Below are 20811 nucleotides of genomic sequence, written 5' to 3' on the forward strand. Positions count from 1 at the left end.
CACCTCTATATATTTTGACGCAAAAATTCAATCAATTGTTGCGCTGGTTTCTGAGATTGTTCAATAAGTTGTGAAATATAAGGTTCTTTTTCTGTTTTCCACTTCGCTTTATCATCTAATAATTGCACCATTTGCTCGGTAAATTGATCAGCATCCAACTGGTCTGTCGTTCCAATTGGCACCGAATCGATACGCTCAAGAAATTGATCAATTTTCGGATCATAGCTTAACCCAAGCAATGGTACACGTTGATTAGCCGCATAGATTAAAGCATGAAGTCGCATACCGAATAAGACATCACACTGTGAAACAGCTAATAACATCTGTTGCGGATCATCCTCGACATCAGCAATTTCTACCGTACTTGAATCATTTAGATGAGGTACGATGAGATCATGGACATAACGAGATGCTTCCACATCATCAGGCATATGGAACGGCAAGAAGCGAATATGGACATCACGTTCATTAATTAATTTGATTAACGCTTCTACAATATAATCCAGTTCTTTGCGATCGCTGGGCCAGAAACGAACGGATACACCAATAACAGGCTTGTCCTGCTCTATTACTTTCCAATTTGTCTGCTGATCGGGAAGTGGCATACCCATTACTGGGTCGGGGACTACCTCTATCGGTTGTTTAACTACGCCAATATTACGCAATAACCGTGCAGATTGCTCGTCTCTCACTGAAATATAACGACTTTTCTTCATAGCTGAAGAAATGAAAGGGAACATTGCTCGAGAATTGACTGGTCCAAGTCCTTGTGCATAGATAAAGGTTGGTTTGCCTAACCACTGAGCAAGCTTAATGACTCCAGTATAATACGGAATAGTCTTCTTACTCGTTGCATCCTGTAACAAACTTCCTCCACCACTTATCAATGCATCTGCTGACTTTATGGCCTTCCATAGAGAAGCAGGATGCATTCGAGGCATAGACTCTACACCATACATTGCAGTTGTCGAAGCAGGATCATTACTTAACACGATAGGGACTATCGTTACGTTCGCCCGCTCCCCTTGCTCCTGCAAAGCAAGCAGAATGGAACGAAGCACTGCTTCGTCCCCACTATTGCGAAAACCGTAATAACCAGAAATTACAATTCTAAACGTTGTCGAATTGGAGGCCATACCCATTTACGCCAAGCTCCTTCCAACACAATCCAAATGCCGATAAGAATTAAGCCGAAGATGATACCTACACCAAGTCCTAATCCCGTACGAATGATAGAAATTAGTAATGGTGTATGAATATGTGTAAATGTACTTACCATCGTCAACTGACCTAGTGTTCCAACAATAATTAATAACCAAGCAGAACGATAACGAAGGGCAAGGAATAGACCTAATAACATCGGTGGATGTCCCAGCATAAACTCTTTGAAACGTGGACGTACTCCCACGCTCGATTCTAACCATCGACGAACGATTAATTCTATTGCAGGTACTTGACCACTATTACCAGTACGGCTTAAGTAGTATAACCCTATAGCTGCTAACACAAGCGCAATAACAACCCATAGCAGTGTAATTGGTTTCACAAGAATATTCCATAGTCGAGATAGAACGCCCTTGGCACCATTGCCTTGATATAAAAATACATAGATCGCAACTAAAAGTATTGGAACAATATGAAGTGCACTTACACCGCGGAATTGCTCAAGCACTAATCGATACGTCACGTTGTATAACAAACCAAACACTAACGGAACAGAACTTAATGTAATGCATGTCCCCACAACGAACCAATTCAAAGCAAGTCCCAATCGGCGAGTAGCAGCAATGTCAGGGAATATCCACTTATGTTGCTCCAAGCTTCCTTCATGAATCGGTGTTGTACCGCCTAATGTCCATTCATTGCCGCCGACCATTCGGCGCTCACCTATCGTACGTGCATAAATGCGGTTCATAATCCAGATGACCCCTAGTGTCGGTCCGCTAATTGCCGCGCCCAATGCTAATGCTTGTTCTAATAGCGCACCATTCAGAACGTATAGACCAGCAGATCCGATTAGACCTAGTAGAAATACGATAATCTGACTGCCTGGAATGAATGTTGAAATTAATAAAGTAATGATCGCAATTGCACCAAGCACTACAATCATCCGTATATATTTCACCCATGTCGGATTTTCATACGTAAATGCTTCGGCAATACCTCCAGGATAATCATTAGCGGCTAGCTGCGCGATTACTCCTTCTTCGCCTGCAAGTGTACTCGTAAGCTTCTCAACAGAACTTTCAAGCACACCAGTGTTACCGTTTGATTTGATCCCAACATTCAGGAAGAATATGCGAATGTTACGATCTTTGGCAGCTAATAAGAAGCGATCCGTCATACCTTCTGTAGTCATCGTAAAGCTATCCTCAGCAGATAGAGAGTACACTCGAACAATATTATAGTCTGTACCATAAGCAAGCTTATTCAAGCCTTCTTGTGGTGCTTTCAAATTCTCAATAATGCTTACGCCGATATTATATTTTTCAAGAAGTGCAGCATATTGCGTCAAGCTTTTCATTTCAGCTTGATCCGTAGCACCTTTTGCTTTAGAGCCATCAAAAATAATACGTGTAACACCATGTTCATTCAGACGAGCAAGCTGTTCTTCTGCCCATTTCACATCAAATGGTTGAATACGATCAGAGAAGCGTGCTACGATATGGAATCCCATATCAATCAGCTTGTCGATCGTCATCGGATCAAAATCTAATGTTTTCAATGTAGCAGCATTTACTGCTTCATTGATAATAAGACCCGATCTACCTTTATACTCATAATCTGTTACATTAACCCCTTGACGTTCAAATTCACGTTCAATAATCGGTGAAATTTCAATAGCAGCTTGCTCACTACTGAAAAGAACGTATGTATGATTAACATTAGTATTGAGTATTTCACCTTGCAAAGTAGCCATTTCTTTCTCAGAGTAATACACTAATCGACCTGATTGCATTAAGTCCTTCAAAGAACTTTCATACAATGATATCGATTGAACACCAGCGGCTTTTAGATTAGTAAGCTGCTCGTCCATATATTGCGTAAAGTCTAATTGATAATTTGCTATTTCCTCTAAGTCTCGATAATCAAATACATACTCAACCGTGTTAGCGGAACTCTCCATCTCAACCCGTAAAAAGCTTAGTGGAATTGCTGCTATAACGCCTATTAATGTAATCACCCATAGACAAATCTTAGCCTGTCTACTCCAACGTTGCCATAGTGTGCGCACAAAAGCCCTCTCTTTCTGCAGAACCATCATTGAGCAAAACATAGGCCACCTTATTATATAAGAGGTTGTTCAAAAAGTAGACTTTTCGAACTTACACTAGTAAGTAAAGATGGCAACCTAATTATACGTTCTATACTATAAAATGCTTCATTGATGCGATCTTTATTAAAAAACAATTAAAATCGTTAAATTTTAGACTGTACGTATACCTGTGCCTAGCAATAAAACACAACCCAGCAACGTGTACGGTTCAAGTACACATGCGAAGATGACCATTTCACCGTCGACTACACTACCATGCGTTACATCGTGATCACAAGTGGACGATTTGAATATCCTATTCCAATCAAGGTCAAATTGTTCGCTTGTCAGCATCAAGAAGATGGAACGCTACTTGAGAAAGGCGGAAGCGCAAGTGTACGTGGTTGGTACACGCGAACCTAAAATGTTTCTGAAAGAAACATACCTCGTAAGCATCCGTTCGTTTCATTTTCGCCGTCGACTATGCTACGTTAGCATAACCATCGTGATCAGAAGTGGACAATTTGAGTTACATCTAGAGAGAGTCTACTCTTTGCATTACTGCTGTAGATATACTCTCCTGTTTGTAAACCGCATCCTCTGTGGAAGAGCCCTTCACCGCGAAGTAGACTTTAATTTTCGGCTCGGTACCGGATGGACGCAAGCAGAACCAAGAACCGTCTGCAAGCATATATTTCAATACATTTTCAGGACGTAATCCTTGAATACCTTTGGAGTAGTCAAGCACTTCAGTTACAGCTACACCAGCAATTTCCACTGGAGGCTGCTCGCGGAAGCTATTCATAATGGTAGCGATTTGCTGTACGCCATCGATTCCTTTCAATGTACGTGATTGTTGTGTTTCAAGATAGTAACCGAATTGTTGGTATAGTTCCTGTAGCACATCATACAATGTTTTGCCTTGTGTACTGTAATATGCTGCAGCTTCACAAATTAACATCGCTGCAACAATGGCATCTTTATCGCGTGCATACGTACCAGTAAGGTACCCATAGCTTTCTTCATATCCGAATAAGAAAGTTTTTTCGCCTGACGCTTCGTAAGCCGTCATCTTCTCACCAATATATTTGAAACCGGTCAGCGTATTTTCTACAGCGGCACCATAATGCTTAGCAACCGCTTCACCCATCTCACTCGTTACAATTGTTTTGATGACCACGCCGTTATCAGGTAATTGTCCACGTTGCTGCAATTGACTTAACAAGTAATGAATCATTAAAGCTCCCGATTGGTTACCTGTAAGAACAACATATTCACCTTCATTGTTTTTCACAACAGCACCCATACGGTCTGCATCAGGATCAGTACCAACAATAACATCAGCACCTACTTTTTGAGCAAGCTCGATAGCAAGTGTAAATGCTTCTTTCTCCTCTGGATTTGGTGATTTCACTGTACTGAAATATCCATCGGGTTGCTCTTGCTGCGCTACAACGTATACTTGTTCAAAACCTGCAGCCGCTAACACATCGCGAACGGGTTGATTACCTGCACCATGAAGCGGTGTAAATACTACTTTGAAGTTTTTGCCTAGATCGCCATGTAGTAGCTCTTGATTGACACTTTGTGCTACAACCGTTTCAACATAGGAGTTATCGATTTTCTCATCAAGCCATACTAAAAGACCAGCATCTTCAGCTGTTTGTTGTTCCATACGCTTAATTTCATCGAAGCTTTCAATACGAGCAATTGCCGCAATGACCTTTTCTGCATCCTCAGGTATTAACTGACAACCATCAGCGCCATATGCTTTATAACCATTATATTCAGGAGGATTGTGACTTGCCGTTACAACAACTCCAGTGCTTGCCTGTAACTCACGAACGGCATAAGACAATTGCGGAGTAGCACGAAGTGAACTGAATAAATATGTGCGAATTCCATTAGCCGCCAAAACAAGTGCAGCATCAAGCGCAAACTGTGGTGAGTTATTACGAGAATCATGTGCAATAACTGCTGACGGTGATGCTACGTTCGACTCCAACAACCAGTTCGCTAGCCCTTGTGTAGCTTTACCAACTGTATAGGCATTAAGACGATTCGTACCTGCACCCATAACACCACGTAAGCCACCTGTACCGAATTCAAGATCGCGATAAAAACGATCTAAAATCTCACCGTCTTGACCTGACAGTTCTTGTAGTTCTTGCTTAGTAGCTGCATCGATATTACTATCATTCAGCCATGACTCATATTTGTTCAATGCTTCTTTATTCAACAATTGTCCCATTACCAATAACCTCTTTCTATACTGTAGTTCTTCTATTTCTGATTTGGATTGGATAGCGCAAACATCAATTCGCCTTCTGCAACGACTTTGCCGTCTACTTTTGCTGTACCTTTACCTTTGCCAATAGAGCCTTTAAGTCTTGTAATTTCCACTTCTAAAGTAAGTGTATCACCAGGCGTCACTTGACCACGGAAACGGAATCCGTCAATGCCAGCGAAGAATCCTAACTTACCTTCATTGCCTTCAACTTTAAGTATAGCCACACACCCAACTTGTGCTAAAGCTTCAACAATTAGCACGCCAGGCATTACCGGGTAACCTGGGAAATGTCCTACAAAGTAGGGTTCATTCATTGTAACGTTTTTGATACCTACAGCCTTCACACCTGGTTCTACTTCCGTAATGCGATCTACAAGTAAAAACGGCGGGCGGTGTGGTATTACATTCATAATTTCATTGATATCCATCATAGTATATTTTACCCCTTCCAATATTATCATTATTTTTTGTATAAAAGTGTGTCGTTATCCCTATACTGATATTACCCCTCATTATCCTGCAGGTAATGAAGGTTGAGATAAGAGACTTGCTTTTTAGAATAATATTCTAAAGGGTAGGTCTCTTGGTATATTGAATACAGTAACCTTCAACTATTATAGACTACCTCACGGAAAATGAAAACTTTTCATCAAGGTTTTCATTGGCTTGGGCGCATAAAAAAAGAATCAGTCAGCAATCGCTGACTGATTCTTTTTGCGCTCATTATTTATTAAACTGAAGATTAATATATTTTCTAAGTTTCAGCGAAAATCAAATCCCACATATGCTTCCACGTACTCCACTCAAATACATCTTCCTTAGGTTGACCACCGACTATAACATAGCCAATGTAAAGGCCAGTTAACAGCATGGCAATCATAATGATCGGCGCTATGCATTTACGAATGATCCAAAATATTGAACTAGCCCACCACGGCATTTTTTGGGTGGTCATTTCCTTTTCTACTTCGACTGGAACCTCTTCTTTAGCACTTCGTGCGGCAGATTTGTGTTTGTCAGAACGGGAAAGCAGCATGCTTCTTTCCATGTCATCAAGCACCGTATATTCACCTAGGCTTGAAGACTGCGCTGTTCTTTTCCGATCCTCCACTTCATGTCCGCTTTCTTTCATTGTACAATCACCTTCGTCCTATATGTTACGAGCGTAAGTTATTAGCTAATTGCATCATCGTATCACTAGAACTTAAAGCTCTTGCAGCTAACTGATAAGCTCGCTGCACTCTAACTAAATCTGTCATTTGTGTAGTCATATCCACATTAGATTGCTCTAGGTAACCTTGGCGAATTGCAACTTTATTATTACTGTTAGGAATTATTCTAGCAACAACTTCATCTACATTCAAGCCCGCCGATACAGCATATAAGTTATCCGAAATAGCGGTCATCGCATCAGGTCTAACTGCTTTAACAATATTAATAGATCCTACGTTAATTGTCCCACCATTATTAACAGCGAGTACCGTTCCATCCGTCTGAACCTGTATATTATGTCCCTCTGGAATAATAATCGGGCCTGTTGAGCCGTCCGCTAATGTCCCGGACACAGCATAGCCTTCACTTGTTGTAAGCACTCCTTGACCAGCAGCGTTCATACTAATCTGGAATGAGCCGTCTCGCGTATATGCTTTTGTTCCAGCATTATCAGCAATAATTTCGAATAATGCATTACCTTCAATTGCCATATCGGTCAACACATTGGTCTGATTAAGTGGCCCTTGCGTAAAATCCGTTGCAATTCCAGTTACGCGCGAACCCCAACCTTGATTGAAACCAAGTGGAGTTAAGCGACCATCAAGTCCAAAAGCTTGTGGCTGTTCTTTTGTAGTCGTCAATAGATCATCAAATACAGCAGATTTCGATTTGTAGCCGACTGTATATTGGTTTGCAACGTTATCGGAAATCGTATTAATTTTATTTTGATAGGCATTCATGGAGTTGATCGCATTAACCATCGAGTTATTCATTATAATTCACACCTCACTAGAAGATCATCCAACTTATCTGAGTTCATTAGATTCTCCCAATTTCATTCGCAGATTTTTGCAATGTTTGATCATAATACTGAACGATCTTCTGATTCGCCTCATATGCACGAGCTGCTATCATTAGATCCACAGATGCTTGTGTCATATCCACATTAGAAAGCTCAATATAACCTTGCCTTACTTCCACTTGAGCGTTATCCGCAATAGCCTCAGCAGTGCCGGACACTAATCGGAAATTACCATCACCTTCACGAACTAATCCGTTAGGGTTCTCTATTTGAGAGATTAAGAGTTGAATGCCCGTATCTTCACCATTTGATGTAACAAGACGACGATCAGCAGTTAATGTAAGCTCATTAATACTTACTCCTGCTGGTAATACGATTGGCTGATTGTTCGTATTAAGTACATGATCACCATTATTTGTAAGTAGATTGCCTTGACTGTCTACAGTAAATTGGCCACCTCTAGTATATCGCATCTCTCCGGAAGCATTCTGAAGTGTGAAGTATGCTTGCGGCTGATACGTAATTTCACCGTTTTGAGCGATAGCTTTCCCTGATTGATCAAAGTTCAATCCATCTACTAAAATATTAGAAATAATAGCAAAATCGTTCGCATTATTCGTCTGTGTTACATCACCTTGCGAATGATACGTTAAACTTTCTTCACCAAATACCGCACCTGTCCACGTTCCAATGGTTTTATTCCCATTGTTTTCTACACCCGTCACCTGTAATAACATTTCGTTAAATGAACGCAGTGCAGTTGTATTCTGTTTATATCCGGCTGTTTCTATATTAGCTATATTATTTGTAACAGTATCGTGACGTCGCTGCTGACTAATTAAGCCAGATGCAGCGGAATAGAGCCCTCTAAGCATATTGCCCCTCCTCATCATCTCATAATTCTATTATATCATTATCGGATAAAGAAGACATAATGTGAATAGCCCCATCACATATTACAATAAATGGAATCTTCGATACTACACAGCAAGTGTACGTTACTAGTACACAAGCGGATAATTTGAACTACCTATACAAGTGAGTGCTTCAGCACGTCCCCCTGCGACGCCCTACCTGCACCCACTCGTCTCATCTTGTATAGTAACTATTAACGTCTAAGCTTGTCCAGGTTGTCCAGTAGAATGCCTGTACCTTTCACGACACAATGCATTGGATTCTCTGCGATTAGTACAGGAACCTTCAATTGGTCGGCAAGTAAGGAATCAAAGCCACCTAATAATGCGCCACCACCAGTAAGGATAACACCGCGATCAATAATATCTGCGGATAACTCTGGAGGAGTTTGTTCTAGAACGTATTTTGCTGCAGATACAATGGACATAACTGGATCCCAAAGCGCCTCACGGATTTCGTTGGAATGAATCGTAATTGTTTGTGGTAAGCCAGTTACCATATCACGACCGCGAATATCCATTTCTTCCTTTGAAGCATTAACCAGTACAGTACCGATGCGAATTTTAATATCTTCACTCGTTCTTTCACCAATAAGTAACTTGTACTTGCTCTTGATGAATTTCATTATCGATTCGTCAAACTTGTCACCCGCTACTTTAATAGAAGACGCCGTAACAATATCGCCCATAGATAGTACAGCAACATCTGTTGTACCACCACCGATATCGACAACCATATTGCCGCTAGGCTGGAAGATATCCATTCCAGCACCGATAGCGGCAGCTTTTGGTTCTTCTTCTAGGTAAACTTCTTTGGCACCACTGCGCTCAGCGGCCTCACGAATAGCCTTCTGTTCAACGGAAGTAATATTCGTAGGCGCGCAGATCAAAATACGCGGACGTGAATACCAAGTACGTCCATCGACACGATGAATAAATTCTTTCAACATAATTTCCGTAATATCAAAATCAGCAATTACACCATCGCGCAATGGACGGATCGCAACAATATTACCAGGAGTACGCCCTACCATACGATGTGCGTCTTCGCCAACTGCAAGCACTTTTTTTGTATCACTTTCAATAGCTACTACAGAAGGTTCGTCTAATACAACACCCTTGCCCTTTACATGAATCGATACGTTTGCCGTACCCAGGTCAATACCAATATCCTTACTAAACATTAGGCTCTAGTCCTCCAACGAATAATGTAATCATACTTAGCGTATCTCCACTAACCGGAAATAACCGTTATCTAACATTATTCGCCAAAATGACAGAAAATCCTCTCTTAGAAAAAAGAAATTATAATAGTATTTCTTTCTTAGGCTCCGGCGATACTAATAAATCATTTGGTATGTCCTGCAGTTAGCACCTCCCGCTTCTTCGGCGCACTCTTTTTATACTTGATTTTTGTTGCTTCGCCGCCGCGTAAATGACGTATTGATTTGTGATATTCAAGGATATGCTTTACTTGATCAGCTAGCTCAGGGTTAATTTCTGGCAGTCGTTCTGTCAAATCCTTATGCACTGTACTTTTGGATACTCCGAATTCTTTGGCGATCGTTCGTACCGTTTGTTTCGTTTCCACAAGACAACGGCCTATTTTAATCGTACGCTCCTTGATGTAATCGTGCACGCTCCCGCCTCCCTACTCGTATTAAGTTTGGTACATTATATGAGTGGGGCGGGCAGATATTCTCTATGTATCGTGAAATGAATGCGAAGAAGTTATTCTTTCTAGAAAAAATAGCTTTTCCTTATTGAAAGTGAAGCTTACATTATGCGAATTTTTCAGCGTTTATGACTGTTGAAAAATAAATAAAGGCACATCCCCCGAAAATGGAAGATGTGCCTCTAGTAAAGATGTTGCCAGGAATATTGTTATTGTACGATGTAGTCGTTCGGATTGACGTTGGTACCATTCAGACGAGCTTCAAAGTGGAGATGGTTACCAAGATCACGTTCAACATCACTGCGACCAGCTTTCGCAATAATTGTACCTTGCGTAACTTCATCTCCTACTTTCACCGTTACTTCAGATAAACTTTGATATACAGTTATAAATCCATTACCATGGCTGATTTCTACTTGGTGTCCGTTAATTGGATTTGATTCTACCAAAGTTACTGTACCCGCTAATGCTGCTTGTACATCAAACACTTTGCCTTCTGGATCAGTAAAGTCGATTCCCATATGTGGAACGAACGTCGTGTCCACTTGAATTAAAGCCGCTTCGCGCTCTGTCAATGTTGCTTGCGCATCATAATATGGAATTTCAACTTGTAGTTCATCTACATTGGCAACCGGCCATTGCATATCTTCACCAGTAGCCGCGATTTCTTCCGTTGCGTCTAAAGGGTCTTCCATAGCAACGTCGGTACCAATAACACCCTCTGTTCCTTCAGTTACATCTGTACCTGCTGTAGGCTTGTCGGTATTAGCATCCTGGTACACCCACAGTAAGGTAACGATAATTGCTGCCGTGATCATGAACAATGCTGGAGAAAACCATTTCTTCGATAGCAGCCTTTTGAATCCTGAGCCCGACTTTGCAACATGAGAACCTCTCTTTTCATTTTTAAGAGATTCATCTGTTGATTTTGATTTGTTTTGATTATATTCACTCATTAATATCACCTCAATAGCCATTGTTACCAATCTGACTATCTTTATACGTGATATATACTATTTTTTAATAGTTATTTACAAGCTTTGAAGCTTGTTCAATATGAACGCCTTTATAATAGTAGGTGACAATATCTTTTGCTAGATACCCTGCTTGCGCCATGCCATTCGCTCCCCATTGACTCATACCAACACCATGCCCATAACCATAGGTTGTAAATGTAATCGTCCGCGCCTTCTTATCCTTCGTCCAAGTAAAATGAGTGGAGGCTAATCCTAGTGACTGCCTGAGCTGCTTTCCTTCAAAAATTTCCCCATTAATAGACAAGCTAGCAATACGATTACTATTAGTATGCGTCACATTGGAAATATTCAACTTATCATTGTTATTTGCTGCTAGACCAAGTAATTGATATAGTTGCTCATAGCTAAACGCTACTTCTTGTTCGTAGCTAGGTGAAATAGATTGATCCCATTTACTTTCAACACTTTGTAAATAATCTATCGCATGGCCCCAATAATCCTCTGCCGCTTCTGTATACCCATTACTTGTCGAGAAAAATACCGCTTCGATCGGTTCTTCGTTATATATTAAAATTTGACCCTTAGTTTCTTCTAATGCTCGTGTAAATTTTTCAAGCGTCATCTTATTACGTTCATCTGCCTCATACGTCAGCATATGTTCATTGCTCCAATAGACTTGATGTTGCACTGAATCTGTTACAATATAGGGCTCACCGCTTTGTTCATGTTGTTCTATATTAGAAGTGTTTATCATCCGACGTACAATGTAAGTCCGTACCGCCAGCATTTGTGCTTTAATCGCTTCTTCTTCAAATGAGCTCGGTATTTCCGCTAACGTCACCTGCAGCACATATTGTTCCAATGGAACTTGTTCAACGATTTGCTGCTTAGTAAGTAATACAGTAATCATGGGCTGTTCTGTTTGTTGATTCGCTTGGCTATGCTGTTCATGCTGAAACCCCATTGCCATTCCATAGTTCCATATGTTGAAGCGATTGGATGATGCTACACTTGAATACTCTGATAATTGTTCATTCAACATACCATACTGTGCTAGTGCAGGCATCTCAACCGTTGTAGCTCTATCTATGTCTAGCTGATTGGATCGCTGCGTAGCTCGCGCTATTAACATACTGACTACCAATACGCTGCATATGACTAATAGAGTAATTATCAATGATCTTCTACTAATTTGCATAATAGGATTTCTATGCCTATATTTCAAATGATCCACTTTCCTCTCTGCCTAGTTTCTCTCATCTTTCATGCTATAGCCTATGAATAGATTTACTAGAATAGAATAGTCATGCGAAAATAGAAGATTAAAGATTATTCATATTAGAATGGATCAAAATAAATGATCGTGATTACGATTCACTTTTTCAGCATGCTAAAAAGGGTGAACATTGTACTCGTATCATCTACATGAGATACGAATAAAATGTACACCCTTGAATAATTATTATCACATTATGCCATAAGCTCTTGTACAATTGAAAAACGCTTCTTTTCTTTAACTGGTGAAGATAACACTTGCTCTTCAGCCTCTATACGCACAATATTCGCGCCTAAAGAAGCCAACTTTCCAGTAATATCGACGTAACCACGATCTACATGGTGAAGACCCGTTAAGACAGTTTCACCCTCAGCACGTAGTGCAGCACATAATAATGCAGCTCCAGCACGTAAGTCCGTTGCGCAAACCTTTGCACCTGTAAGTGACGTATTCCCTGTCACTATAGCAGTTCGGCCATCAACTTTAATTGTTGCAGACATCTTTTGGAATTCTTCTACATGCATAAATCGGTTTTCAAATACCGTTTCTGTAATGACACTTGTCCCTTCAGAAATTAACAATAATGCCATCATCTGTGACTGCATATCGGTAGGAAATCCAGGATGCGGTAATGTTTTCACATCAACCGATTTCAATTTCTTTGGCGCACGAACATGAATACCAGCATCGCTACTCGTAATCTGAACACCCATCTCCTCTAGCTTAGAAATTACAGGAGCTAGATGATCAGCAATTGCACCTTCGACCATTACATCTCCGCCTGTAATCGCGGCGGCAATCATGTAAGTACCCGCTTCAATACGATCAGGAATAACCTGATGATGAGCACCTTTAAGTGACTGCACACCTTCTATGCGAATAATGCCTGTACCAGCACCACGAACTTTGCCGCCCATAGCATTAATGTAATTAGCCAAATCAACAATTTCCGGTTCACGTGCAGCATTCTCAATAATGGTTGTACCATTAGCCAATGAAGCTGCCATAATAATATTCTCAGTTGCACCTACGCTAGCTACATCCAAATAAATTTTAGCACCATGTAGTCCATTGGGACAAGTTGCCTCGATAGCACCATGTTCCAAATTAATAACAGCTCCCATAGCTTCAAAGCCTTTTAGATGTTGTTCAATTGGTCTTGAACCAATAGCACACCCACCTGGCAGTGAAATTTTCACTCTGCCGACTCTTGCTAATAACGGACCCATCACTAGAAATGATGCACGCATCTTACGAATAAGCTCATAAGGCGCTTCTGTCGATGTAATCTGTGGAACAGAGATGCGCATGGTTTCCTGATTATATTGTTTTTTAGCACCTAATGAAGCTAATACCTCTTGAATCGTCATCACATCATCAAGAGCAGGCACGTCAGTTATTACACTTTCGCCTTCAGTCGCTAACAATGAGGCAGCAAGAATAGGAAGTACTGCGTTCTTTGCACCACTTACACGCACTTTTCCCATTAATCGTTGACCTCCGCGGACGATAATCTTTGCCATCTTACGTCCCTCCGCGAATCATAATTTTCCAAAAAATATTCCATGGAATCCCATATTTGTTCGCAAATATGCATCCACTAATCTTCATCTTAACATCTTTGGCGATCAATCGACAAGAAGAATTTTCTAATCTAAATTTTTTGTCGTATTTGTTCACATCCTGATCACAAACGGATGTTTTGAACTACCTTTTAGCTTATTTATATCAAGTGTTTGCATCTTTGCCTCCAGTTATTCGACAAACTGCTGGAGCATTGTGGAGTAACCCCAATATTGCAAAATAAAGCTACCTAACAAATATCCAATGACAATAGCTATGACTACTTGCAGCATACGCGATTTTATGCTGGTATGTTTTTTCAAAATTTTATCCCAGCGAATTTCTGACATAATAATCCATACGAAAATAATAGACAATACAATAAGTACAATTGAAAATAAACCTTCTACTCCTGTAGTCATACTACAACCTCTTTCTATACAATAAAACTTATAACAATAAGAACTAAGCAACAGCCCATTAATAGTATGCGAGCATTGCGGGATTTCAAAGTCGTTAATCCATTACGATCTGATGAGGATGACAAACCTAGACGACTGGATACTTGCTTTGTATCACTTACGAGATATATGGCGCTTAACCAATCCAACCACATTTTCAGCATCATAAGATGAAGCAAAACCCATACCGTTAACAATCCAAAATTGCCTTGCTCTAGCCATGTACTAATGGCAATAAGCTTCACTTGAAACAGCGAAGTAAACGGTAATGCCATCCAATGCATAATAAGCCATAGCATCATCAATGCTAATCGCGGATCACGATAATATAAGCCCTGCCATTCCGATATCGTCTTACGTTGTTGCGGCTCGTTAAAGCTACGAACGCCCAGCATCGTAGCCACTAGCAACACAATATAGACGACTACATATAGCGTAAGATCTAGCCCTTTCATTGTATATCCTGACCCATAACTAGAAGCGATGATAACAACAAGTGCAAGTAGCTGAAATAATGTCTGCCAATATATTAAGGCACTTATTCGAGCGTTTTTCCGACTAACTAACCCAATCGCTAGCATCATAAGCAAAGCAAACACAATGATAATATTCGAATGTTCACCAAGTGTCGTCCATATCGCAGTAATTCCCCCGATATCCCATGCAGCAGCTACCCCAGTATCATTCCACATATTATAAACAGTATGTAATTCTAGCTCAAACATATCTGCAACGACAATTGGATAACATCCAATCAATATCATAATAGATAACAATACAATAATCGGAATTGCTTCAGTGAAGCGCATATCTTTGAACTCGCTACTCGGTATATTCGATTCATGTCGTGTATTCAGTACATTCGATGCATCTAATTTGCCACGTTGCAGCTTATACAATAGTTGAACCGCAACTAACACACTGCATAGCATACCAAGCGTAACCATTACACTAATCCAGCGACTAGTAGGAAACGTCAAAATGACTGCATGAGCTGTACCAATGAATTGTGATAATCCTGGAATACCGAGCCACGCACAAATTGTAGCAACTAAGCTGCCACTTAGAAAAGGTGTATTCATCAATACCCCGCTTAATGGCTGAATCTGATCTGTCCCCGTTCGTTCAATGATCGCAGCTAATAAGAAGCATAAGAGCGAGCTTGTCGCTACGAAGGATAATAGATGCAGCAGCGATATCGTTAAGCCTTGCTCCGACATCGTAAGCATAAGAATACCGATGAGCGACATTTGCCCCCATACCCCATAAGCAAACCAACCTCTTAGCTGCTGTTGCTTCCAAAGCAGCATACAAGCATATAGAAATTGAATACTTAATATCCATAGTACCGCTTCACTAATGGACGCCAGCAAATCGAAGAAATATATGCTACCGATTCGATAAAGCACATACCACCCTGCGATCGCTATCGTTCCACAATAGAGCATGAGGACGACCATATGACTTTTGCGAAATAGGGCGATAAACCAGTGATGTGCCCCTATCATTGGTAGCATACAAATTAATGCAAGGACAAACAGTACAAACGCAGCTTGCCGTACTTGTTGTTGGTCAGATTGCTCATCTAACAAATGCTCCTGCATCATATAGCTCGCTTCATTCGTTAATGACAATTGATATTCATAATCACTTTCATTCGTATGTAAAGTTGTAAGCAATAAGCTACTCACTATCAATAGGACACAAGCTGCTAGCTGTCTTATCGCAAACCTTCTTGCCACAATAACACTTCCATCTTGCCCCCATATGCCAATAAGAAAGAACATAATGATCGCTAGTATAGCAATGAGACCAATAAGTAACAATCCTTCGCGCGCCATAAATAGCGTAAGTAGTAAGCTTTCAGCAAGCATAATTAATCCGTAAAATAGCTTCTGGCGCTTCTTAATATATACACCTGCACATGCAGTAAGCACGATAATAATCGTAATGAACAACATCAGCCATAAAGACACCGCATCTAGCCCTAATACCAATGTGGCCGGTAAAGAATGCAGCTGATTGGAAAGCAGTGACAAACTATGCAGTGATATCGTAAATAGCTCTAAGGAATCCGTATGTGAAATTTCATAGATTAATATGAGAATCATGAATATCGGTAGAACTGTAATCGATATCGTCATCGGGCGAATGATTCGTAGCGATGAACGCCGTAGTAACATAAGTGCGATAACCCCAATGAGTGGAATAACTATTAGACCTATTAACATCAATTGAACCAATGTCATCCCCTCCACATCCATGTATATAGTCCAGTCAACAAAGTAACAATAATGATCATCCAGATCGTCGCACGCATTATTGTCATATTAGCTGACATATGACTTATTCTGCGCATTGGATATAGCAACCAGACAGTACACAATTGGTATAAAACATGTTCAAGCATCGCCACCCATTGCACGATGTATGAACCTGTTTGAATAGCTGCGCCTCGAATACTTCCCGAAAATTTATTCGTATATTTACCATCGTCAGTCATCAAACGCTTTTCCACTTTTTCATTCCAACGCTTACTATATAGCGGACCTAAGGAAACAACTATACCTATTATTATAACAATCCATAAAGCAGGCATTAGATTAACGTCAATGCCGATCTGTTCTTCCAATAGCGATAGTGAATGCTTGCCCGCCATAATTGGCGATGCTGTGATAAGATCAGCAAATGCGATAAGTGTATATATAGGAACAATAACAAAGCTTAATGTACTAACAAGCAGTTGAACCATCGACTGCCCAGAGCGAACTAATCTAAATCTGTGCAAATACGGAAATAGTCCCGTCAAACAAATAACACTAACGACTATAGATAATGACAACCAAGCTAGCATCGCTTCTGTAAAATGTTCAGCCTGCCCACCAAATACATTTTGCAGCATCGTGAATTGTAATGATGTGTCTGGCATGTACCAATATAGGACGACAATTACGACTAATAAAGCGGTATGTGCAAATAACTGAGATAATACGTAGCGCCATAGTAACGTCTGATGACATTCAACGCTTGGATGTACTAACATGAGATATACACTTACACTAACTAATACTGAGCATATATAGAAAACTAAAATGCTGTCTGATAGCAGTATACCGCTCAATCCGAACATAAATAAGCTCATATAAGCGTAAATTGATGAGGTGAGATTTGAATTTTTTTTCTGAATCGAAATAATATGTATAAGGAAGTATATTCCTGTTATTAATACTAGCAGCCATGTGTTGAGATCAGTAATTTCATAGCCTATCGTGTAATAGACTTCACCAACAACTAACCAGTCTAGATGGAAACTATAGTCTAATGTATGTGGTCGTAATCGCTCAATGAGCACAGTAATTGATAAGCCAAAGGCAAGCATGGCAAATACGACATTAACAAGGGCTCCCCCTTGCTTCATGCTTTTGCCCACAGTAATAATCGTGATGAACGCTGCGATATATAATATAGGAATAAGCCATACCTCTTGCGAAAACATTGCCAACTTGCCTCACCTCAATTGTTAACAGTCACTACATATATTACTATACTTCACTAATAACTAGCTACCTATTACCGTAATAACAAGCCAAGAACAAAAAAACTGATCGCCCATTTCGGAAGTTCCGAACGGACAATCAGCTTTCTTATTTTATAACATGTTTTGTATGCAGACGATTCATTGCACGCTGTAATGCTAATTCCGCTCTTCTGAAATCAATTTCGTCGCTTTTAGCAAGAGCTAGGCGCTGCTGCGCGCGTTGCTTCGCTGCTTCTGCACGTTCAATATTAATATCTTCAGATATTTCAGCACTTTCAGCTAGAATAACTACTTTATCTTTACGAACTTCAATAAAGCCGCCATTTACTGCAATTTCATCTAAACTACCATCACGCTTTATGATAACAGGAGCAATCTTCAATGGTGTAACAAATGGAATATGATTAGCCATAATGCCTAATTGACCTTCAACACCGGTTACCGTCACCAAAATTGCTTCTTTCGCATAAACTTTACGTTCAGGCGTTACAATTTCAACTAGAAACGTACTCATGTGGATTCCTCCCACTCTTCGCTATACTAGCGTTTTGGCCTTCTCCACGGCTTCTTCAATAACACCTACATAACGGAATGCTTCCTCAGGTAGGTCATCATGTTTGCCTTCGAGAATTTCTTTAAAGCTACGAATTGATTCTTTAACTGGAACGTATTTACCAGCAAGACCAGTAAATGGTTCAGCAACGTGGAATGGTTGAGATAGGAACAATTGAATTCTACGCGCACGCGATACAATCAATTTTTGCTCATCAGAAAGCTCATCCATACCAAGGATTGCAATAATATCTTGAAGCTCTTTATAGCCTTGAAGAATTTTCTTCACGCCTTGAGCTACGTTGTAATGTTCTGCTCCTAGAATCTCAGGATTTAGGATACGAGAAGATGAAGCAAGCGGATCTACCGCTGGGAAAATACCCATTTCGGAGATTTTACGCTCAAGGTTAGTTGTCGCATCAAGATGGGCAAACGTCGTTGCAGGAGCCGGATCCGTATAGTCATCGGCTGGAACGTAGATCGCTTGGATTGATGTAACAGAACCTTTGTTAGTAGAAGTAATACGCTCTTGCAATTGACCCATTTCAGTTGCAAGTGTTGGTTGGTAACCTACCGCTGACGGCATACGACCAAGTAACGCAGATACTTCAGAACCTGCTTGTGTAAAGCGGAAGATATTATCGATGAATAGAAGTACGTCTTTACCTTCATTATCACGGAAATACTCAGCCATAGTAAGACCTGTCAAGGCTACACGTAGACGTGCTCCTGGAGGTTCATTCATCTGACCAAATACCATCGCTGTTTTTGCAAGTACGCCGGAATCCTTCATCTCATGGTACAAGTCATTACCCTCACGAGTACGCTCACCTACACCTGCGAATACAGAAATACCGCCATGCTCTTGTGCGATGTTATTGATAAGCTCTTGGATTGTTACCGTTTTACCTACACCGGCACCACCGAACAAACCGATTTTACCACCTTTGGAATAAGGGGCAAGCAAGTCGATAACTTTAATCCCTGTTTCAAGAATTTCCGATTGTGTAGATAATTCATCGAATTTCGGTGCTTCACGGTGAATCGGAAGTTTAACTTCAGATACAACATCGCCAGCTTCATCGATGGGTTGACCTAGTACGTTAAATACACGTCCTAGAGTAGCCATACCTACAGGTACTGTAATAGCGGATCCAGTATCAACTGCTTCCATACCACGAACTAGACCGTCAGTAGTACTCATCGCTACTGCACGAACTAGGTTATCGCCTAGGTGAACGGCAACTTCAAGTGTAAGATTAATAGCTACACTACCAGCTTCTGCCTTATGATTGATGGTTACAGCATTCATAATTTGTGGCAGAGACCCTCGTTCAAACTCTAAATCGACGACCGGACCCATGACGGATACAACGCGTCCCTTTTTCATTGCTTTCCCTCCCGGTTCCTCATATATGAACTTAAGATTGTGCGTTAGCTCCTGCAACGATTTCAGTTATTTCTTGCGTGATTGCCGCTTGACGCGCACGGTTATACGTTAATGTCAATTGGTTAATCATCTTCGTTGCATTTTTCGTTGCACTTCCCATTGCCGTCATACGAGCACCAAATTCACTAGCTTTACCGTCTAGTACAGCGCTGTATATAAGTGTCTCTGCATATTTCGGAAGGAGTATTTCAAGCACTCCTTTAGCAGATGGCTCATATTCGTATGAAGAAACTGGTGTCTTGCCATCAGATACATCTTCCAATGGTAATAGGCGAGTTTCTGTTGGGAGTTGAGTAAGTGCGTTAATGAATTCATTGTAATAAATATAAAGTTCATCATAAGCACCTTCTGAGAACTTTTGAACTGCTGTAGCAGCTATAGATTTCACATCGCCAAATGAAGGGGAATCAGACAAGCCGATTACTTCTTCAAGGATTGGCATTTGTCTACGACGGAAGTAATCGCGTCCTTTTCGTCCGATGACGAAAATTACATACTCTTCAGAAGACTTATGCTTTTCTTTAATTGTTTGCGTTACTTTACGTAAGACGTTCGCATTATAACCACCAGCCAAACCACGGTCGGAAGTAATAACAAGATATCCCGTTCTTTTGATCGGACGGGTCTCTAGCATGGGGTGACGCACATCTTTCGTGCCAGCAGCGATATTGTTAACAACCTCTAACAACTTGTCAGCATATGGTCTTGCAGCAACTGCAGCCTCTTGTGCTCTTCTAAGCTTAGATGCAGCAACCATTTCCATCGCTTTAGTTATTTGTCTTGTACTTTGCTTACCTTTGATCTCACGTTTTATCTCACGCATGCCTTTTGCCATTTCGTTTCAC

18 protein-coding genes are annotated in these 20811 nt (G+C 40.6%); all 18 read right to left on the reverse strand.

Annotated features, from left to right (window positions below):
- Positions 1-5: 5 nt before the first annotated feature.
- On the reverse strand, positions 6-1142 hold the full coding sequence (gene csaB, locus AC1TO5_RS18230) for a polysaccharide pyruvyl transferase CsaB (RefSeq protein ID WP_482064265.1): 1137 nt from the start codon (positions 1140-1142) through the stop codon (positions 6-8).
- Positions 1103-3235 (reverse strand): DUF5693 family protein, encoded by a 2133-nt coding sequence (locus AC1TO5_RS18235; protein WP_482064266.1) that lies wholly within the window; start codon positions 3233-3235, stop codon positions 1103-1105. Before AC1TO5_RS18235 ends, csaB begins: the two co-directional genes overlap by 40 nt.
- Before the next feature lie 556 nt (positions 3236-3791).
- Positions 3792-5507 (reverse strand): phospho-sugar mutase, encoded by a 1716-nt coding sequence (locus AC1TO5_RS18240; RefSeq protein ID WP_482064267.1) that lies wholly within the window; start codon positions 5505-5507, stop codon positions 3792-3794.
- A 32-nt stretch (positions 5508-5539) separates the two neighbouring features.
- Entirely contained in the window at positions 5540-5977 is a 438-nt protein-coding gene (gene fabZ, locus AC1TO5_RS18245; protein ID WP_482064268.1) for a 3-hydroxyacyl-ACP dehydratase FabZ, read from the reverse strand.
- A 323-nt stretch (positions 5978-6300) separates the two neighbouring features.
- Positions 6301-6678 (reverse strand): DNA-directed RNA polymerase subunit beta, encoded by a 378-nt coding sequence (locus tag AC1TO5_RS18250; RefSeq protein ID WP_482064269.1) that lies wholly within the window; start codon positions 6676-6678, stop codon positions 6301-6303.
- A gap of 25 nt (positions 6679-6703) precedes the next feature.
- Positions 6704-7531 carry a flagellar hook-basal body protein gene (locus tag AC1TO5_RS18255; protein ID WP_482064270.1) on the reverse strand — a complete coding sequence of 276 codons (828 nt, stop codon included), beginning with the start codon at positions 7529-7531 and terminating at the stop codon, positions 6704-6706.
- A 46-nt stretch (positions 7532-7577) separates the two neighbouring features.
- Entirely contained in the window at positions 7578-8435 is an 858-nt protein-coding gene (locus tag AC1TO5_RS18260) for a flagellar hook-basal body protein (RefSeq protein ID WP_482064271.1), read from the reverse strand.
- Positions 8436-8668: 233 nt separating this feature from the next.
- A complete protein-coding gene (mreB, locus tag AC1TO5_RS18265; RefSeq protein WP_482064272.1) occupies positions 8669-9658 on the reverse strand; it encodes a rod shape-determining protein MreB in 990 nt (329 codons plus the stop codon).
- 164 nt (positions 9659-9822) lie between these two features.
- Positions 9823-10113, reverse strand: coding sequence for a sporulation transcriptional regulator SpoIIID (gene spoIIID / locus AC1TO5_RS18270; RefSeq protein ID WP_482064273.1), 291 nt, complete (start codon positions 10111-10113; stop codon positions 9823-9825).
- Positions 10114-10358: 245 nt separating this feature from the next.
- Positions 10359-11105, reverse strand: a complete 747-nt coding sequence (locus AC1TO5_RS18275; protein ID WP_482064274.1) for a peptidoglycan DD-metalloendopeptidase family protein — start codon at positions 11103-11105, stop codon at positions 10359-10361.
- A 64-nt stretch (positions 11106-11169) separates the two neighbouring features.
- Positions 11170-12258 (reverse strand): stage II sporulation protein D, encoded by a 1089-nt coding sequence (gene spoIID, locus AC1TO5_RS18280; RefSeq protein ID WP_482064275.1) that lies wholly within the window; start codon positions 12256-12258, stop codon positions 11170-11172.
- 338 nt (positions 12259-12596) lie between these two features.
- Positions 12597-13925, reverse strand: coding sequence for a UDP-N-acetylglucosamine 1-carboxyvinyltransferase (gene murA / locus AC1TO5_RS18285; protein ID WP_482064276.1), 1329 nt, complete (start codon positions 13923-13925; stop codon positions 12597-12599).
- A gap of 231 nt (positions 13926-14156) precedes the next feature.
- The gene (locus AC1TO5_RS18290; RefSeq protein WP_482064277.1) at positions 14157-14387 is read right to left on the reverse strand and encodes a DUF1146 domain-containing protein; all 231 of its coding nucleotides are present in this window, start codon (positions 14385-14387) and stop codon (positions 14157-14159) included.
- A 14-nt stretch (positions 14388-14401) separates the two neighbouring features.
- The gene (locus tag AC1TO5_RS18295) at positions 14402-16669 is read right to left on the reverse strand and encodes a proton-conducting transporter transmembrane domain-containing protein (protein ID WP_482064278.1); all 2268 of its coding nucleotides are present in this window, start codon (positions 16667-16669) and stop codon (positions 14402-14404) included.
- A gap of 2 nt (positions 16670-16671) precedes the next feature.
- A complete protein-coding gene (locus AC1TO5_RS18300; RefSeq protein WP_482064279.1) occupies positions 16672-17922 on the reverse strand; it encodes a hypothetical protein in 1251 nt (416 codons plus the stop codon).
- Positions 17923-18070: 148 nt separating this feature from the next.
- Positions 18071-18478 (reverse strand): F0F1 ATP synthase subunit epsilon, encoded by a 408-nt coding sequence (locus tag AC1TO5_RS18305; protein ID WP_482064280.1) that lies wholly within the window; start codon positions 18476-18478, stop codon positions 18071-18073.
- Positions 18479-18499: 21 nt separating this feature from the next.
- Positions 18500-19906 (reverse strand): F0F1 ATP synthase subunit beta, encoded by a 1407-nt coding sequence (gene atpD / locus AC1TO5_RS18310; protein ID WP_482064281.1) that lies wholly within the window; start codon positions 19904-19906, stop codon positions 18500-18502.
- A gap of 31 nt (positions 19907-19937) precedes the next feature.
- Entirely contained in the window at positions 19938-20801 is an 864-nt protein-coding gene (atpG, locus tag AC1TO5_RS18315; protein ID WP_482064282.1) for an ATP synthase F1 subunit gamma, read from the reverse strand.
- Between the last annotated feature and the right edge of the window lie 10 nt (positions 20802-20811).

It is taken from the genome of Paenibacillus sp. Y930, assembly GCF_056786375.1.

Bases quoted from the DNA above. Each gene is read 5' to 3' on its own strand.
- atpG (WP_482064282.1), bottom strand. From the start codon at position 20,801: ATGGCAAAAGGCATGCGTGAGATAAAACGTGAGATCAAAGGTAAGCAA.
- csaB (WP_482064265.1), bottom strand. From the start codon at position 1,142: ATGGGTATGGCCTCCAATTCGACAACGTTTAGAATTGTAATTTCTGGT.
- atpD (WP_482064281.1), bottom strand. From the start codon at position 19,906: ATGAAAAAGGGACGCGTTGTATCCGTCATGGGTCCGGTCGTCGATTTA.
- AC1TO5_RS18250 (WP_482064269.1), bottom strand. From the start codon at position 6,678: ATGAAAGAAAGCGGACATGAAGTGGAGGATCGGAAAAGAACAGCGCAG.
- AC1TO5_RS18260 (WP_482064271.1), bottom strand. From the start codon at position 8,435: ATGCTTAGAGGGCTCTATTCCGCTGCATCTGGCTTAATTAGTCAGCAG.
- AC1TO5_RS18255 (WP_482064270.1), bottom strand. From the start codon at position 7,531: ATGAATAACTCGATGGTTAATGCGATCAACTCCATGAATGCCTATCAA.
- AC1TO5_RS18300 (WP_482064279.1), bottom strand. From the start codon at position 17,922: ATGTTTTCGCAAGAGGTATGGCTTATTCCTATATTATATATCGCAGCG.
- fabZ (WP_482064268.1), bottom strand. From the start codon at position 5,977: ATGATGGATATCAATGAAATTATGAATGTAATACCACACCGCCCGCCG.
- AC1TO5_RS18305 (WP_482064280.1), bottom strand. From the start codon at position 18,478: ATGAGTACGTTTCTAGTTGAAATTGTAACGCCTGAACGTAAAGTTTAT.
- spoIID (WP_482064275.1), bottom strand. From the start codon at position 12,258: ATGTTAATAGCGCGAGCTACGCAGCGATCCAATCAGCTAGACATAGAT.
- AC1TO5_RS18290 (WP_482064277.1), bottom strand. From the start codon at position 14,387: ATGACTACAGGAGTAGAAGGTTTATTTTCAATTGTACTTATTGTATTG.
- murA (WP_482064276.1), bottom strand. From the start codon at position 13,925: ATGGCAAAGATTATCGTCCGCGGAGGTCAACGATTAATGGGAAAAGTG.
- mreB (WP_482064272.1), bottom strand. From the start codon at position 9,658: ATGTTTAGTAAGGATATTGGTATTGACCTGGGTACGGCAAACGTATCG.
- AC1TO5_RS18275 (WP_482064274.1), bottom strand. From the start codon at position 11,105: ATGAGTGAATATAATCAAAACAAATCAAAATCAACAGATGAATCTCTT.
- AC1TO5_RS18240 (WP_482064267.1), bottom strand. From the start codon at position 5,507: ATGGGACAATTGTTGAATAAAGAAGCATTGAACAAATATGAGTCATGG.